Raw genomic sequence first — 17,820 nt, 5'->3', positions numbered from 1 at the left:
ATGAATAACTATATAAAACATTATTTAAATACTTACACGGAGGCCGCCCCATTGGCGGTCTTTCGTATTTTTTTTGGTATAATGATGTTTTTGAGTATTGTACGTTTTGCTTTAAGAGGTTGGATAGATCAGCTTTATGTAGAACCAAATTTTTTCTTTTCTTACTATGGTTTCGAGTGGGTTAAACCATTAGGAATTTATACGTATTTAATATTTATTATTTGTGCGGTTTCTGCAATTGGAATTGCTGTGGGCTATAAGTATCGTCTTTCTACAATCGTGTTTTTTATTAGCTTTACGTATATAGAGTTAATGGATAAAACTACTTATTTAAATCATTACTACTTTATATCATTACTTAGTTTTTTAATGATTTTTCTGCCAGCTAATGCTTATTTTTCTGTTGATGCAAAAAACGATGGAGCTTATTATAAAATACCGAAATGGACTATAGATAGTATAAAATTGCTCCTAGGAATAGTGTACTTTTATGCTGGTTTAGCAAAGTTAAATAGCGATTGGCTTTTTAAGGCAATGCCTTTAAAAATATGGCTTCCTACTCAATATGACTTGCCATTAATAGGAAGTTTGCTACAGCAAGAGTGGATGCATTATTTCCTTAGCTGGAGTGGAGCTGCATACGATCTCTCCATTCCTTTTTTATTGTTGAATAAAAAAACGAGGCCTTATGCATTTTTTGCAGTTGTGTTTTTTCATGTATTAACAAGGATTTTATTTCCTATTGGAATGTTTCCTTTTATTATGATAGTAAGTGCTTTAGTTTTTTTTGATGCTAGTTTTCATATAAAAATTTTAGAATTTTTAAGAAGAGTATTTCACTTTAATACTTCAGAAAAAAGAGAGTTGTACCCTGTGTATAAGGTTAAAAAGATTTTAGTACCTATGCTGGCTGTTTTCTTTTTTATACAATTATTAATACCATGGCGTTATTTAGCTTATCCAGGAGAGTTGTTTTGGACAGAAGAGGGGTTCCGTTTTTCTTGGAGGGTAATGTTAATTGAAAAAACAGGATATGCACAATTTAAAATTGTAAATAGCAAAACAGGAAAGTGGTTTTATGTAGATAACGCCGATTTTTTAACTCCCTTTCAGGAAAAAGAGATGGCTGCACAAGCCGATTTCATACTAGAATACGCGCATTATTTAGGTTCTCATTTTGCTAAACAAGGCCACGAGAATCTAGAAATTTACGTAGATAGTTTTGTAACACTTAACGGTAGAAGAAGTACGAGGTTTGTAGATAATAAAACCAATTTATTAAAAGAAAAAGAATCATTCCAGCATAAAGACTGGATATTACCTTTCAAAGATGACATTAAAGGACTTTAAAGTAACATTATTTTTTTTATTTAGTTTAACTACGTTGTTCGCACAACATAGTGTAAGTGGAGTTGTGAAATCTTCAGAAACAAACAACCCAATAGCTGGAGTAGAAATATACGATTCTCAATCGGGGCAGTTAGTGCAAACCGATAGTGATGGTATTTATCAGTTAAATAATTTAAAAGAAGGGACTCATGTTATAACTGTTTTTTCTTATGAATTTCAAATTATTGAAGACACAGTGTTAGTAAATGGTGATCTAAGTAAAGACTATACACTACAAGCGCTTAACGAAAAACTTTCTGAGGTTGTTATAACTAGGCAAAAGGAAAAGGTGTTTGCTCTTAAAAAATTGCGTGATGTTGAAGGGACTGCTATCTATGCAGGGAAGAAAAGTGAAGTAGTGGATATGGAGCAGATTGTAGGAAATACAGCTGCGAATAATCCAAGGCAAATCTACTCTCAGGTTGTTGGTCTTAATATCTATGAAAACGGTGACGCAGGTTTACAATTGAATATTGGAGGTCGTGGTTTAGATCCTAATAGAACAGCAAACTTTAACACAAGGCAGAATGGATACGATATTAGTGCAGATGTTTTAGGATATCCAGAAAGTTATTATACACCTCCTGCGGAAGCTTTGAGTGAAATACAAGTGGTGAGAGGAGCTGCTTCTCTACAATATGGGACTCAATTTGGAGGACTTGTGAATTTCAAAATGAAAAAACCTAATCCAAATAAAGAATTAGAGTGGGTAAGTAGACAGACACTAGGTTCTTATGATCTTTTTACTAGCTTTAATAGTTTAAGTGGTACGGTAGGGAAATTAGAATACTATACCCATTTTAATTACAAACAAGGGGGAGGGTTTAGACCGAATTCTGAATTTAATTCTAGAAACTTTTATGTCCATTTAGGGTACAATTTCACAGAGAATACAAAGCTGAGTTTTGAAACTACATTATTAAATTACTTAGCAAAGCAACCAGGTGGGCTTACAGACGCACAATTTGAAGAGGATCCTACTTATAGTAATAGATATAGAAACTGGTTTCAGGTAGATTGGCGTTTGTATTCATTGTTGTTTGAGCATCAGTTTTCTTCAAAAACCGACTTTAGTTTAAATGTATTTGGATTAGATGCTACAAGAGATGCTCTAGGTTTTAGAGAAAATAGGGTGGATCAAGTAGATGAAGGGAATACACCTAGAGATTTTATTTCTGGAGATTTTAAAAATTGGGGTGCAGAAGCTAGATTGTTACATCGTTACAAGATAGCAAAAAGGGATGCCGTTTTCCTAATAGGCTCTAAATATTACCAAGCAAATAATTCTGAAATGCAGGGGCCAGGAAGTGATGGAAGTGATGCGGATTTTAAATTTTATTCTGACGAATTTCCAAACTATCCTAGGCAGTCAGATTTTACATTTCCAAATCGTAATATTGCGGTCTTTGGAGAGAATGTATTTAATATAGTAAAGGGGTTTTCTGTAACCCCAGGGTTTCGATTCGAATATATAAAAACAGAAAGCGAAGGGACTTACAAGAATATAATTCTTGACCTAGCAGGGAATCCTATTCTTAATGAAGAATTGGAAGATAATAGGTTGTTCGATCGTTCTTTTGTGCTGTTAGGACTTGGTTTAAGTTATAAACATGACGCTTCTTTGGAGTTGTACGGTAATATATCTCAAAATTATCGTTCTGTTACCTATAATGATATTCGGGTGGTAAATCCATCATTTACTGTGGATCCTGATATAACAGATGAAGATGGTTATACAGCCGATTTAGGAGTAAGGGGAAAACTTTCAGATATTATTACTTACGATGTTAGTGCTTATTTTTTATCATACAACAACAGAATTGGAGTTATTAGCAGAAAGATAAGTGATATTGAAGAGAAAAGATTTAGAGGCAATATAGGGGATGCAGTTATTTATGGTGTAGAGACTTTTGCAGAATGGAATCTTATGTCCACTTTTTTTCAAGATTATAATAACTGGCAGTTGAGTGTGTTTGCAAATACTGCATTTACAAATTCTGAATATATAAATTCAGAAGAGGAAAATGTAAAAGGTAAAGAAGTTGAGTTTGTACCTCATGTAAATTTAAAAACGGGAATTAAATTTGGTTATAAAAATTTCCAAGGGAACTTACAATACACATATTTGTCTAGTCAATACACAGATGCAACAAATGCACCTAGAGATTTTAGTAGTTCATCGGGAATAATTGGGGAGATTCCTTCGTATGATATTTTGGATCTTTCTTTGGCCTATACATTTAGAAAATGGAAAATAGAAACAGGAGTTAATAATCTTTTAGATAATAGTTATTTTACACGAAGAGCAACTGGATACCCTGGCCCAGGAATTTTACCTGCAGAACCTATTACATGGTATACAACATTACAGTTTAAATGGTAATCTTATAATAACAAATTGATTTAAATACAGCCGTTTTTAGTAGTCTTTTGACTTAAAATTTTCTATTAATTTAAAAATAGAGTTAAGATATTCATAAAATAAAAAACAGGCATATACTTCCTAAAAAAAGCAGTATATTTGCGTGCAACTAAACTATAAGTTGCAATATGGAAGCTCACAATTCAAAGTTTGTTGGTGAAGGTTTAACATACGACGATGTCCTACTCGTTCCGAATTACTCAGAGGTTTTACCGCGTGAAGTAAGCATACAAACAAAATTTACAAGAAATATTACGATTAATGTTCCTATTGTCTCTGCGGCAATGGATACTGTTACCGAAAGCAGAATGGCTATTGCTATTGCTAGAGAAGGTGGAATCGGTGTTTTGCATAAAAACATGTCTATCGAGCAGCAAGCTTTAAAAGTAAGGAAGGTAAAACGTGCCGAAAGTGGTATGATTATCGATCCTGTGACTTTGCCATTAACTGCAAATGTTGAGGATGCTAAAAATAGTATGCGTGAGCATAGTATCGGAGGGATTCCAGTGGTAGATGATAATGGATTCTTAAAAGGAATTGTAACGAATCGTGATCTACGTTTCGAAAAAGAAAGTTCTCGCCCAATTATAGAGGTGATGACAACTGGAAACTTAGTAACGGCAGCAGAAGGAACTTCTTTAGCTGATGCTGAAGAAATTTTACAAAAGCACAAAATTGAAAAACTTCCTGTAGTATCAGAAGATAATAAACTTATTGGTTTAATCACTTTTAGAGATATTACTAAGCTTACTCAAAAACCTATTGCAAATAAAGATGTTTTTGGGCGTTTACGTGTTGCTGCAGCTATTGGTGTTACTGGAGATGCTTTAGATAGAGCAAAAGCTTTAGTTTACGCAGGAGTAGATGCAGTAGTTATAGATACTGCTCACGGACATACAAGAGGAGTAGTTACTATTTTACAGCAAGTAAAAACTGAATTCCCAGATTTAGAGGTTGTAGTAGGGAATATTGCAACTCCTGAGGCAGCTAAATATCTTGTGGAGAATGGAGCAGATGCTGTAAAAGTAGGAATTGGTCCTGGTTCTATTTGTACAACTCGTGTTGTGGCAGGAGTAGGTTTTCCACAATTCTCTGCAGTTTTAGAAGTAGCAGCAGCTTTAAAAGGAACAGGAGTTCCTGTAATTGCTGATGGTGGAATTAGATATACAGGAGATATTCCTAAGGCTATTGCAGCTGGTGCAGACTGTGTGATGTTAGGTTCTCTTCTTGCAGGAACAAAAGAGTCTCCAGGGGAAACTATTATTTACGACGGAAGAAAATACAAATCATATAGAGGAATGGGGTCTGTTGAAGCCATGCAACATGGTAGTAAAGATCGTTATTTCCAAGATGTTGAAGATGATCTTAAGAAATTAGTTCCAGAAGGAATTGTAGGACGTGTTCCATATAAAGGAGAGTTGTACGAAAGTATGCACCAATTTATTGGAGGTCTTCGTGCGGGAATGGGATATTGTGGAGCAGGAAGCATAGAAGATTTAAAAGAGAATGGACGCTTTGTTAAGATTACTTCTAGTGGGATTCATGAGAGCCACCCTCATGATGTAACAATTACAAATGAAGCTCCTAATTATAGTCGTTAGTACTTTAGTTAGTTGATATAAAAAAGAGAGGCTTTTGTTGTTAAACAAAGCCTCTCTTTTTTTGAATTCTTCAGAAATAAAACTTGTTATTCTTCCTCTTTATAGTAAAGTCCTCGATGCGGTTTTAAGGCGTCTCTTACGGGTTTCATATGTTCTTGGTCTACAATAATAAAGGCTATAGCGTGCTCTTCGGGTACAATAACTTCTACACCAGCTTTTAAATAAGGAATCTTATCTATTGCCATAAACTCTTTTAAATGTATTTCATAATGTTTTGCAGTATCGTGTGCTGTAGGACTTCTAAAATCCCAAATGAGTTTTAATAATTGCATGAGGAGAAATTTTTTGTAAATATATTTATTAATAACCACGATTTAGCCTTAATCTTCTTCGTTTTTAATTTTCAGAATCGATGGGTATGCATGTCGAAAAGTATATATTCTTTTGGGTTTATTTAAGAGGAAGAGTTATCAGTATGATTGACTTTATGTTTCGAGGAATTATTGTAAACTATCTTATAGTGTTGTTAAAATGCTTGATTCATATAGGCTAATTATTATTTTTGTTCGAATTAAAGACTTTGCTTTAAGAATTAAATCAAGAATGCAAAAAATATTTATAAGTGTATTTACAGTAATGCTACTGGTTTCCTGTAGTTATTTTAAAACAGAGCCTGTAGAAGAAGCTGTAGCAAAAGTTGGAGATAACTATCTTTTAAAATCAGATATAAAGAAGATTTTAAATAGTAATATATCCAGAGAAGATAGTTTGATTGTCGTGAATAACTATATTCAAAGTTGGGCACAGCAACAAATACTTTTAGAGAAAGCTAAAATTAATCTTTCAGAAGATAAACAATCAGAATTTGAAGATTTAATAAAGCAATACCGAGCTGATCTTTTTATAAATGCTTATAAGGAGGGGCTTATTGCTAAATCTATGGATACTACAGTAAGTCAAGAGGAATTACAATATTTTTATGAAGAGCATAAGATAAATTTTAAGCTTAATGAAGATTTGGTGAAATTAAGATATATAAATTTACCAAGTGGGTATGCAGATCTTGATCATGCAAAAGAGGCTTTCCAAAGGTTTGACAAGGAGGATAAAGAATACTTAAAAAATTCAGCAATAAAATTTAAGGCTTATACATTTAATGATTCTATTTGGGTAAAATCATCTTCAGTAGTACAAAAAATTCCACAAATTAATACTGATAATAAAGATTCATACTTAAAAAAAGAACATTTTTTTGAGCTTTCCGATTCTTTAGGAGTATATTTGGTCGCTGTAAATGAAGTGCTTAATCGCACTGAAATGGCTCCTTTAGAATATGTAGAGCCAACAGTAAAGAAAATTATTTTGAACAAGAGAAAGTTGGAGTTTATAAAAAATCTTGAAAAAGATCTTTTAGATGAAGCTACTCGCAAGAAAGAGTTTGAAATATTTGAAATAAAAGAGAAGACAACAGAATAAAAAATAATCACAATGAACAAAATTATTTATGTAGCAGGATTTATGTTGATGTTTGCAATTACACCTGTATTAGCGCAAGAGGTAACTGCAGACTCCCTTGCGGTTACTACAAATGCAATAATTGCTGAGAATAATGATTCTTTAGCGGGTAATGCAGACGGAAATGCTGTTGTAGATACAACTGCTGTTGATACAACACGTGAGAAAATTGATGGTGTAACTGCCGTGGTTGGAGATTATGTAATCTTAGAGTCGGATATCGATAAGAGTTTTATCGATATGGAAACACAAGGAGCATCCACTAAAGATATTACTCGTTGCCAAGTTCTTGGAAGATTAATGGAAGACAAGTTGTATGCGCATCAAGCTATTCAAGATAGTATTGTTGTTTCTGATGCTGAAGTAAACTCTACAGTAGATCGTCAATTAGATTTCCTAGTAAATCAAGTTGGTTCTATGGAGAAACTTTTAAAATTCTATAGAAAAAAGGATGAGCAGAGTTTTAGAGAAGAGTTGTTTGAAATAGTAAAAGCACAACAATTATCTTCTAGAATGCAAGCTAAAGTAGTAGAAGAGATAGAAATTACTCCAGAGGAAGTTCGTCAATGGTATGCTAAGCTTTCTGAAGATGAATTACCAGTATTTGGTGATGAGGTAGAAATTTCTCAGATTGTAAAAGTTCCTGAGCCTTCAGAAAAAGAGGTTAAGGAAGTTGTAGATAAATTAAATGAGTATAAAAGAGATGTAGAGGAGAATGGAGCTAGTTTTGCTATAAAACAAACATTATATTCTGAAGATCCAGGAAAAAATCAAGATGGAGGAATTTATAAGATTTCCAAAAGCTCTGGATTTGTTCAAGAGTTTAAGGATGCTGCATTTAGTTTAAAGCAAGGAGAGATATCTGAGCCTTTTAAGTCTGATTTTGGATATCATATTGTTTTTGTTGAAAAAATAAGAGGACAAGAAAGAGATGTGCGTCATATATTACTGCGTCCAGAAATATCTCAGGAAGCTATTGATGATACTAAAGCAGAATTAGATAGTATAAGAACTAAGGTTATTGAAGGGAAATTTACTTTTGAAGAAGCTGCTCGTAATTTTTCAGATGAAAAAGAAACTCGTTTTGATGGTGGGGTTTTAAGAAATCCACAAACATTTGACACGAAGTTTGAGCTTACCAAAATGGATCCTACATTATACAGTCAAATTAGTCCTTTAGAGGGAGATGAGATTTCTCAGCCATTAATGGAAGAAACAAGAACAGGAGTTCAGTTTAAATTATTAAAAGTAGCTGAAAGATATAAATCTCATAAAGCAGATTACTCTCAAGATTATGTAAAAATTAAAGAGCTTGCTTTAAAAGAAAAGCAGTTTGATGAGATTGGGAAATGGATGGACGAGAAGATAAAAGACACATACATAAGTGTATCTTCAGGAAGTAGAGACTGTGATTTTGCTAATAATTGGTTAAAGAAATAATAATCCATGTCTGACGTTGCCGCTGTAGAAAACCTAGTTAAGAAGCATAAAGCCTTAAAGCAAGAAATTGCAAAAGTGATTATTGGGCAAGAAGAAGTTGTCGATGAAATTTTATTGGCGATATATTCTGGAGGGCACGCCCTTTTGATAGGTGTTCCTGGGTTGGCGAAAACGTTAATGGTTAATACAATTGCGACTGCCTTAGGTTTAGATTTTAAGAGGATTCAATTTACTCCAGATCTTATGCCTAGTGATATTTTAGGAAGTGAAATTCTCGATACAAATAGAGAGTTTAAGTTTCTTAAAGGACCAATTTTTGCTAATATTATCTTAGCAGATGAGATTAATCGTACGCCTCCTAAAACGCAAGCTGCACTTTTAGAGGCAATGCAAGAAAGATCGGTTACAGTAGCTGGACACCAATACCAGTTAAATTTACCATACTTTGTTTTAGCAACACAAAATCCAATTGAGCAAGAAGGAACTTATCCGCTGCCAGAGGCTCAATTAGATCGTTTTATGTTTGCCATCGAACTTGGTTATCCTTCTTTTGAAGAGGAGGTCGCTGTAGTGAAAGCAACAACTATAGATGTAACTACAAAAGTGAAGCCTTTATTTTCAGCTTCAGAAATTATAGAAATACATCATTTAATTCGCCGTGTTCCTGTAGCAGATAATGTTGTGGAATACGCAGTGAGATTAGTAGGTAAAACTAGACCTAATTCAGAATTGGCTACAGATTTGGTTAATGAGTATGTAGACTGGGGAGCGGGACCTAGAGCTTCTCAGAACTTAATTCTTGCGGCAAAAACACATGCGCTAGTAAATGGTAAATTCTCTCCAGATATAGAAGATGTACAAGCTGTGGCGACTGGAATTCTAAGACATAGAATTTTGAGAAATTATAAGGCCGATGCTGAAGGGTTGTCTGTTGAGAAAATCATAACTTCCTTATTTTAATCTAATCGTTTTACTTCATTTAAAAAAGCTTATTTCTTAATGATAAGCGGGGTTTTTCTATAAAATAGAATATATTTTTTTAACAAAATACTACGACTTTGGTAGTCAATCTATTTATTTACTAAGGGGTTCTAATTTTTAGAGTTCATATTTTGACTATATCATAAAAAACGATATTTTATTTTACATTAAATTTATTGAAAATTATTTTTTCATGAATTATTTCTAAAATAAGATAGACTCCTGAATGTTTTCTTAAAAACTTTAATAACTCTTTGGTTTTTCGTATTTTCGCAGGACTTTCAAATTAAATAATATACAAAATAATATGGCTTTTGATATTGATATGATTAAGAAGGTTTATGCTACTATGGCTGAACGAGTAGACAAAGCTCGTGAGCTAACAGGTAAGCCACTAACCTTATCGGAGAAAATTCTTTATTCTCACCTTTGGGAAGGGAAACCAACAGAGGCTTTTACAAGAGGTAAAGATTATGTTGATTTTGCACCAGACAGAATTGCGTGTCAAGATGCAACTGCTCAAATGGCACTTTTACAGTTTATGCAAGCTGGAAAACCAAAAGTAGCGGTTCCAACAACGGTACATTGTGATCACTTAATCCAAGCGAAACAAGGTGCTGCACCAGATTTAAAGCGTGCAAATGAAACAAGTAATGAAGTATTCGATTTTCTTGGTTCAGTATCTAATAAATATGGAATTGGTTTCTGGAAACCAGGAGCTGGAATTATTCACCAAGTAGTTTTAGAAAACTATGCATTCCCAGGTGGAATGATGATCGGTACCGATTCTCACACTGTAAATGCAGGTGGATTAGGAATGGTAGCTATTGGTGTTGGTGGAGCTGATGCTGTAGATGTTATGGCAGGAATGGCATGGGAGCTAAAATTCCCTAAGCTAATTGGAGTAAAATTAACAGGAAGTCTTAACGGATGGACTTCAGCAAAAGATGTAATTCTTAAAGTAGCTGGAATCCTTACTGTAAAAGGAGGAACTGGAGCAATTATAGAATATTTTGGAGAAGGGGCAAAAAACCTTTCTTGTACTGGTAAAGGTACTATTTGTAACATGGGAGCTGAAGTAGGAGCTACAACTTCTACATTTGGTTATGACGATTCTATGGAGCGTTATTTACGTTCTACAGATAGAGCAGATGTTGCAGATGCAGCTAATGAAGTACGTGAATACTTAACAGGAGATGATGAAGTTTATGCTAATCCTGAGCAGTATTTTGATGAAGTTATTGAAATCAATTTAGATGAATTAAGACCACATTTAAATGGACCTTTTACACCAGATTTAGCTACTCCAGTTGGACAGCTAGGTGAAAAAGCTAAAGAAAATGGTTGGCCTTTAAAAGTTGACTGGGGATTAATCGGATCTTGTACAAACTCTTCTTATGAAGATCTAACAAGAGCTGCTTCTATTGCAAAACAAGCGGTAGATAAAAAGATTAAAGCGAAGTCAGATTTTGGGATTAATCCAGGTTCGGAGCAAATACGTTTTACTGCTGACCGTGACGGAATCCTAAAAATATTTGAAGACTTAGATGCTACAATATTCACAAACGCTTGTGGACCTTGTATTGGTCAATGGGATAGAAGTGATTTAAAAGGAGAAGAGAAAAACACTATTGTACATTCATTCAATAGAAACTTCTCGAAACGTGCGGATGGTAATCCAAATACGCACGCTTTTGTAGGGTCTCCAGAGATGGTTGCTGCAATTGCAATTTCTGGACGCTTAGACTTCAACCCGATGACAGACACACTTCTTAATGAAGATGGAGAAGAGGTAAAATTAGATGAGCCTAGAGGTATAGAGTTACCACCAGAAGGATTTGCTGTAGAAGATGCAGGATATGTAGAGCCTTTGGTTGATGGTACTGGAGTTAACGTTTCTGTAAGTCCAGATTCAGAAAGACTACAGTTATTAACACCTTTTGAGCCAATAGGAAGTGAAATTAAAGGAGCTAAATTGTTAATTAAAGCTTTTGGTAAATGTACAACAGACCATATTTCTATGGCTGGACCTTGGTTACGTTACCGTGGGCATTTAGATAACATTTCTAATAATATGCTTATCGGAGCTGTGAATGCTTTTGGTAAGAAAACAAACTTTGTGAAAAATCAATTAACAGGTGAGTTTGGAGGAGTTCCAGATGTAGCTCGTGATTATAAAGCAAAAGGAGTTTATTCTGTAGTAGTTGGAGATCATAACTATGGAGAAGGTTCTTCTAGAGAGCACGCAGCAATGGAGCCTAGACATTTAGGTGTTGCCGCTGTAATTGTAAAATCTTTTGCTCGTATTCACGAAACAAACCTTAAGAAACAAGGGATGTTAGGATTGACTTTTGCAAGTGAAAACGATTATGATCTTATTCAAGAAGATGATACTTTCAACTTTTTAGATCTTAATGAGTTTGCGCCAGACAAGCCTCTTACATTAGAGATTGTTCATGCAGATGGATCTAAAGATGTTATTAAGTTAAATCATACTTATAACAATTCTCAGATTGCATGGTATAATGAAGGATCTGCATTGAATCTTATTAAAAAAGAAAATGCTTCTTAGGTAAGTATTCAGAATATATATTTAAAGCTCTCGAGAAATCGGGAGCTTTTTTTTTGTAAGTACTTGATCATTTTATCGACTTTATTACTAACCAGTAACTTAAAATCATCAAAATGGCATGTACATGGTCACTAATAGACGTAAATCTTTTTAATATTCTATGTCCGCATAAGTTTGATAATTATAAAGAGGCACATGTTTTTCAGGAATATTCTAAGGAAGATTATATATATTTTGAAAAAGATAATTCAGATAAGATCTTTCTGATAGAAAGTGGAAAAGTGAAAATTGGTTACTATACAGAAGATGGAAGAGAGATTGTAAAAAGTATTCATGGAAAAGGAGATGTTTTTGGTGAAAAAGCAATTATAGGCGAAGAAAACAGAAATGAGTTCGCAATGGCATTGTCCGACACAAGTATCTGTTGTTTGTCTTTGGATACAATTTTGGACTTAATGAGAGACAATCAACACTTCAGCTTAAAAATATATAAGTTTATAGGACTTCGTTTTAAAAAGATTGAAAGACGCTTGTCAATACTGCTATTTAAAGATGCTAAATCTAGACTTGTAGAATTTCTAAAAGAACTTTCAGAGGAATACGGATATGATTGTAAATACACAGGGAATCGTATTATAAAACATCCCTATACACAAAAAGATATGGCTAGTTTACTGGGAACTTCTAGGCCTACTCTTAATTGTTTGTTTAATGATTTAAAGGATGAAGGACTGCTAGTTTATGATAGAAAAGAGATTATTTTATCTAAAAATCGAGAAATGTTAGCTAGCTAACATTTCTTGGGTTTTACAATTCATAACTTAGACTTATAATAATTAAATCAAAATGTTATGAAAAAAATTATAAGAAATGGTTTGGCAGCATTGCTTGTGGGATCTCTTTTGTTTGTATCGTGTAGTGATGATGACGATAATAATGGTGTAGATGTAGATACACTTACATTAAATATTGATGGCCTCGAAGACCTTGGAGCTGATTATATGTATGAAGGTTGGATTATAGTTAACGGAAGTCCAGTGAGTACTGGAGTATTTTCGGTGAATGCAGACGGAGAACTCTCTCAGACAGATTTTGCTATTGAAGAGTCTATATTGGACGCTGCAACTACATTTGTTCTTTCCATAGAGCCAACAAATGATTCTGATCCTGCTCCAGCAGATACTAAAATATTAGTGGGTGATTTCTCTAATGACAGTGCCTCATTAACAACAGGAATTGTGGGAGACTTCAGTGGAGCTACAGGTAGTTTTTTCCTAAGAACTCCAACTGATGAAACTGGAACTAATAACGGGAATGATGAAAATGGAATTTGGTTCGGAATTCCTGGTGCACCTCCTGCAGCAGGACTAGATTTACCAACACTTCCAGCTGGTTGGGTTTATGAAGGATGGGTTGTAGCAGAAGAAGGCCCTTTAAGTACGGGGACGTTTACAGAATTTGATGCTGTAGATAGTGGAAACCCTTTTAGTGGTACAGAGGCAAATGCTGGCCCACCAGTGCCAGGTGAAGATTTTTTCTTAAACGCACCTGATGGTTTTACTTTTCCTTTAGATGTGAGAGGGAAGACGGTTGTTATTTCTGTTGAGCCTTCTCCAGATAACTCTCCTGCGCCATTTACTTTAAAACCTTTGGCAGGAGCTGCAGGAACAGAGACTGCACCGACTACACATGATTTAGGGTTGAATTTAGGTAGTTTACCTACAGGATCTGTAACTAGATAAATTAACGTAATATTAAATATATCATTGCTGAAAAAGTGTACTTTCATAAATTGTGAAGGTGCACTTTTTAATTTATAAGTTTTGAAGATAGATAAATCAAAGATTAGTAATTTACTTTTCCTAGTACTAATATTAGTAATTTTATTTACTCCTATTGGTACGCATGTTAAGGTTTTTGTTAATAGAATTTTTGCTTTTACACCAGGGATTGAGTCTGTTGAAAGTCGTGAAGTACTGAAGGACTATAATTGGAAGTTGCTTAATCAGAATGGAGAGCATTTTAATTTAGAAAGTGCTAAAGGGGAGATTTTATTGATTAATCTTTGGGCTACTTGGTGTCCTCCTTGCATTGCAGAAATGCCTTCTTTTCAAAAATTGTATACCGATTATGGTGATCAGGTTACTTTTTTGTTTGTAAGCAATGAGAAGCAAGAAGTAACAACAAGTTTTGTTGAAAAGCATAATTATACTTTTCCTGTTTATAGCGCTTTAGCAAATGCACCAGCACAATTATCATCAAGCTCTATTCCGGCTTCTTACCTTATAAATAAGAGCGGTGAGATTGTTATAAATGAAAAAGGAGCAGCTAATTGGAACAGTGATAGCGTGAGGGAGCTTTTAGATAATCTAATAAAAGATTAGTGCTATAATCTTTCTATCGCTTCATTTATTTTATGAAACAGCGTTACGTTATCAAATTTCTCAGAGAGCTCTAAGTTTATGATTTGATGCCCTAGAACCCAAATATCATGCTTTTTATCAGTATTGATGCAATCATTTAACTCTTCTAGATAAGTTTCTACTAGTTCTTTTGCTGGGCTGATTGTAAAATAAGAAAGGAAAATAATATTCTCATGATGATTGGCTATGTTTTGAAGCCCATGAATAGGAAGTGTTTGTCCCAGATAAATAGATTTGTATCCACGGAGCATAATTTCATAGTTCAAATAAAGAAGTCCAATTTCATGAATTTCATTATCAGGAAGAAATAAAACAAACACCTTGCTATTATTTGTTGGATTAGCTTGCTGAAGCTTTTCGGTGTTTATAATAATCTTCTGTTTGATAAGATGTGTTATAAAGTGCTCATGAGCGGGCGTTATTGTAGCCGTTTGCCATAACATTCCCAATTCTTCTAAAAAAGGAATGAATACATCAAAAAATACTTCACGAAAAGATCTCTCTGCTAAAAGGTTATTATAAACAGCATAGAAAAGTGCTTGATCAAAATTCATCATAGCCATTTTCAAATCATTTAAAATATGGCTTTCATTAGTGTTTTTAGAAGAGATTTCTCTTACCAATATTTGAATATCAGCATCAGAAATTTTAGCAATTTTAGATATTTTATATCCGTTGTTATATAATGAAGTTATGTTTAAGAGTTTTTGTAAATTTTTCAGAGAGTAAAACCTAATATTAGTTTCAGTTCTTTCAGGCTCTAATAAGTTGTAGCGTTTTTCCCATATACGTATGGTGTGAGCTTTTATACCTGAAAGATTTTCTAGGTCTTTTATACTGAAATTTTCCTTTACAATGTTCATGCTAAATAAGAAATTCTTTAAACAAAAGTAATGATTTTATAGATTCGATGACTAGCTTTGTCGTAAAAAAGTATCAGCCTACTAATTAGGCATATTTTAGGTGGATTATTTCTTTAAAAAAATGTTATTTGTAGGGATAATCTTTTAAAAATTAAAGATATTTGCGAAAATGAAAATTTAAACTTTTCAAAAGATTATTTTTTAAGAATTTTTAAATATATATATGGTCAAAATATTAATTACAGGAGCAGGAGGACAACTAGGATCTGAACTTACAGCAGCTTTAGCAGATAAGTACGGAGGGGATGCTATTATTGCTACAGATATCAACGAGGCTGCAAAAGCGAAGTTTGATTACTGTACTTTTGAAGTATTAGATGTTTTAGATAACGATCGTTTAGAAGCTCTTGTTGAGAAATATAAAATAACTCAAGTGTACCATTTGGCAGCTATTTTGTCTGCTGTAGGAGAGAAGAATCCATTGTTTACTTGGAAATTAAATATGGATAGTCTTCTAAATATACTTGAGCTTGCAAAGGCAGGGAAGATAGATAAAATATATTGGCCATCTTCGATTGCTGTTTTTGGGAAAAATACACCTATGGATAATACACCTCAAGATTGTATTATGGATCCAACTACAGTATATGGAATCTCAAAACTTGCTGGTGAACGTTGGTGTTCTTATTACTTCGAAAAGTATGGAGTAGATGTGCGTAGTATTAGGTATCCTGGTTTAATTGGATATAAATCTGCTGCCGGAGGTGGAACTACAGATTATGCTGTAGAGATTTTTGGAGCTGCTATAAATAATGAAGAGTTTGAATGTTTCTTGAAGGAAGATATGTATTTGCCTATGATGTATATGCCAGATGCAATTAAAGCGACATTAAATCTTATGGACGCTCCTAAAGAGGATATCAGTGTACGTTCTTCATATAATGTGTCTGCGGTTAGTTTCTGTCCAAAAGACATGTATTCTGTGTTGTTAAAATACTATCCTGATTTTAAAATTAAATATAATCCAGATTTCCGTCAAGAAATTGCGGCTTCATGGCCAGATAGTATTGACGATACGAGAGCTAGATTAGACTGGGATTGGCAGCATGACTATGATCTTGAAAAAATGGCTAAAGATATTTTAAGTCATATGGTAGCTGAAAAGGCATAGTCTTTTTTAATTATCAACTATTTACATGATTTTGTTTGATTATTTCAATTTATAGCCTAACATTTTCTAGTGAATTATTTTTGCAGTGAGTTTGAAAAATAGTTCACTAGGAAATTTAATATAGGCATTGAAAAAACAAATAAAAAGAAGCGCTAGAATAACAAGGTATGTTGTTTATAAAGAGACTCTAATAGATATAAGAGAACATTTTTGGTCTTTTATTGGAGCCTTTATAGGAATAGGTTTGATGGCTTTTTTTCATAGTGAGTCTTTAACAGACTATGAAAATTTATTTTTAATAGGATCTTTCGGAGCGTCTAGTGTACTCGTATATGGATCAATACAAAGTCCATTTGCGCAACCAAGAAACTTAATTGGAGGTCATGTTATATCTGCTTTAATAGGTGTTACAGTATTTCAAATAATGCCAGATATCATTTGGATTACCGCGCCTTTAGCGGTAGCACTTTCGATAGTATTAATGCAAATAACCAAAACATTGCATCCTCCAGGAGGTGCAACAGCTCTTATTGCTGTAATAGGGTCTGAAAAGGTTAAAAGTCTTGGGTATATGTATGTGGTTTCTCCAGTTCTTACAGGTTGTCTTATTTTGTTATTAGTAGCTTTAATATTCAATAATATAACTTCAAGCAGACAATATCCTACTGACAGACGGTATACACGTATTTTTAGGTTAAAAAAGAAGATAATAAACAAAAAAATCCTTAAAAAAGTAGGGCTAGCTTCTTAGGTATTCAATTTTATAGAGAAACATTTCAGCCATTTTTTCGGCACGCCATTTCGCTTCATCAGCCTTTTTTCCACTGAAGTTTTCTTCAATAGTTGCAAAAAAAAGAGATTTCCAACGATCAAAATGTTCCTTAGAGACTTGAAGTTTTGCATGTGGAGCAAATGGACTTCCGTAGTAAGTATGATTATCTAATAATACAGTTTCCCAAAATGTGTACATTTTTTCTAGATGAATAGGCCATCTATCCTGAATGATATTATTAAAAATATCTTTTAGTAAATCATCTTTTCTAACTCTATCATAAAAATCATTGACAAGGAGTTTTACATCTTCTATGTTACTGATATCTTTTTTCATCTTTGTTTTATAAGGATGACAATTAATTGATATTAAGGATTGTTTTATAAATGCACAATCTTTTAGTTAGAGTGCCATGTAATTTATATCTGCAAAAGTACGTCTTCATTATTCAAGGTAAAAGTAAAGTGATGAATGTATTTCCTATGTATTGAAAATAGTTCGTATTTAATCTAGACAACTGTTTAGTAGGTTACTTAAAATGATTCTAAATATCATTAGGTATCAATTAGTTAACTTATTTTTTTTGTAATTTAACGATAGAATATGGTTCTATGCCCGTTGACGGATATATTTCTTACTGTATGATTAAAGTCATGTTCTAACAACTATTT

The 17,820-nt window shown here is 33.5% G+C and carries 15 protein-coding genes; 12 read left to right on the top strand and 3 right to left on the bottom strand.

Features of this window, described 5'->3' with window-relative positions; genetic code table 11:
- The 3 genes from JM658_RS08925 (at position 1) to guaB (ending at position 5,412) form a co-directional block, all read left to right on the top strand.
- Complete coding sequence (locus JM658_RS08925; RefSeq protein ID WP_236958911.1) at positions 1 to 1,350, top strand: HTTM domain-containing protein; 1,350 nt, start codon at positions 1 to 3, stop codon at positions 1,348 to 1,350.
- Positions 1,331 to 3,772 (top strand): TonB-dependent receptor, encoded by a 2,442-nt coding sequence (locus tag JM658_RS08920; RefSeq protein WP_236958910.1) that lies wholly within the window; start codon positions 1,331 to 1,333, stop codon positions 3,770 to 3,772. The genes JM658_RS08925 and JM658_RS08920 overlap by 20 nt, the downstream gene beginning before the upstream one ends.
- Before the next feature lie 167 nt (positions 3,773 to 3,939).
- Positions 3,940 to 5,412 (top strand): IMP dehydrogenase, encoded by a 1,473-nt coding sequence (gene guaB, locus JM658_RS08915; protein WP_236958909.1) that lies wholly within the window; start codon positions 3,940 to 3,942, stop codon positions 5,410 to 5,412.
- A gap of 86 nt (positions 5,413 to 5,498) precedes the next feature.
- On the opposite strand, the gene JM658_RS08910 is transcribed toward guaB, so the two are convergent.
- Positions 5,499 to 5,744, bottom strand: coding sequence for a hypothetical protein (locus JM658_RS08910; protein WP_236958908.1), 246 nt, complete (start codon positions 5,742 to 5,744; stop codon positions 5,499 to 5,501).
- Positions 5,745 to 6,015: 271 nt separating this feature from the next.
- Between JM658_RS08910 and JM658_RS08905 the strand changes: the two genes are divergently transcribed.
- The 7 genes from JM658_RS08905 to JM658_RS08875 all read left to right on the top strand — a co-directional run bounded on the left by JM658_RS08905 (position 6,016) and on the right by JM658_RS08875 (position 14,304).
- Complete coding sequence (locus JM658_RS08905; protein ID WP_236958907.1) at positions 6,016 to 6,888, top strand: peptidyl-prolyl cis-trans isomerase; 873 nt, start codon at positions 6,016 to 6,018, stop codon at positions 6,886 to 6,888.
- Between the two features lie 12 nt (positions 6,889 to 6,900).
- The gene (locus tag JM658_RS08900) at positions 6,901 to 8,367 is read left to right on the top strand and encodes a peptidylprolyl isomerase (RefSeq protein ID WP_236958906.1); all 1,467 of its coding nucleotides are present in this window, start codon (positions 6,901 to 6,903) and stop codon (positions 8,365 to 8,367) included.
- Between the two features lie 6 nt (positions 8,368 to 8,373).
- A complete protein-coding gene (locus JM658_RS08895) occupies positions 8,374 to 9,327 on the top strand; it encodes an AAA family ATPase (RefSeq protein WP_236958905.1) in 954 nt (317 codons plus the stop codon).
- Between the two features lie 328 nt (positions 9,328 to 9,655).
- Positions 9,656 to 11,920, top strand: a complete 2,265-nt coding sequence (locus JM658_RS08890; protein WP_236958904.1) for an aconitate hydratase — start codon at positions 9,656 to 9,658, stop codon at positions 11,918 to 11,920.
- Positions 11,921 to 12,033: 113 nt separating this feature from the next.
- On the top strand, positions 12,034 to 12,714 hold the full coding sequence (locus JM658_RS08885; RefSeq protein WP_236958903.1) for a Crp/Fnr family transcriptional regulator: 681 nt from the start codon (positions 12,034 to 12,036) through the stop codon (positions 12,712 to 12,714).
- Positions 12,715 to 12,771: 57 nt separating this feature from the next.
- Entirely contained in the window at positions 12,772 to 13,662 is an 891-nt protein-coding gene (locus JM658_RS08880) for an anti-sigma factor (protein WP_236958902.1), read from the top strand.
- Between the two features lie 81 nt (positions 13,663 to 13,743).
- Positions 13,744 to 14,304 (top strand): TlpA family protein disulfide reductase, encoded by a 561-nt coding sequence (locus JM658_RS08875; RefSeq protein ID WP_236958901.1) that lies wholly within the window; start codon positions 13,744 to 13,746, stop codon positions 14,302 to 14,304.
- Positions 14,305 to 14,306: 2 nt separating this feature from the next.
- Here the strand turns inward: JM658_RS08875 and JM658_RS08870 are convergent, their stop codons facing one another.
- Positions 14,307 to 15,206 (bottom strand): MerR family transcriptional regulator, encoded by a 900-nt coding sequence (locus JM658_RS08870; RefSeq protein ID WP_236958900.1) that lies wholly within the window; start codon positions 15,204 to 15,206, stop codon positions 14,307 to 14,309.
- Positions 15,207 to 15,429: 223 nt separating this feature from the next.
- Here JM658_RS08870 and JM658_RS08865 point away from each other — a divergent pair, with 223 nt between their 5' ends.
- Both JM658_RS08865 and JM658_RS08860 read left to right on the top strand, forming a co-directional pair.
- Positions 15,430 to 16,377 (top strand): NAD-dependent epimerase/dehydratase family protein, encoded by a 948-nt coding sequence (locus JM658_RS08865; protein ID WP_236958899.1) that lies wholly within the window; start codon positions 15,430 to 15,432, stop codon positions 16,375 to 16,377.
- 127 nt (positions 16,378 to 16,504) lie between these two features.
- Positions 16,505 to 17,128 carry an HPP family protein gene (locus JM658_RS08860; protein ID WP_236958898.1) on the top strand — a complete coding sequence of 208 codons (624 nt, stop codon included), beginning with the start codon at positions 16,505 to 16,507 and terminating at the stop codon, positions 17,126 to 17,128.
- Here the strand turns inward: JM658_RS08860 and JM658_RS08855 are convergent.
- Entirely contained in the window at positions 17,117 to 17,485 is a 369-nt protein-coding gene (locus JM658_RS08855) for a group III truncated hemoglobin (RefSeq protein ID WP_236958897.1), read from the bottom strand. The genes JM658_RS08860 and JM658_RS08855 overlap by 12 nt on opposite strands.
- Between the last annotated feature and the right edge of the window lie 335 nt (positions 17,486 to 17,820).

It is taken from the genome of Joostella atrarenae (assembly GCF_021764745.1).
Classification (GTDB): Bacteria; Bacteroidota; Bacteroidia; order Flavobacteriales; family Flavobacteriaceae; genus Galbibacter; species Galbibacter atrarenae.
Note: the sequence above shows the minus strand (reverse complement) of the source record. Positions and strands in the feature narration are given on the sequence as shown.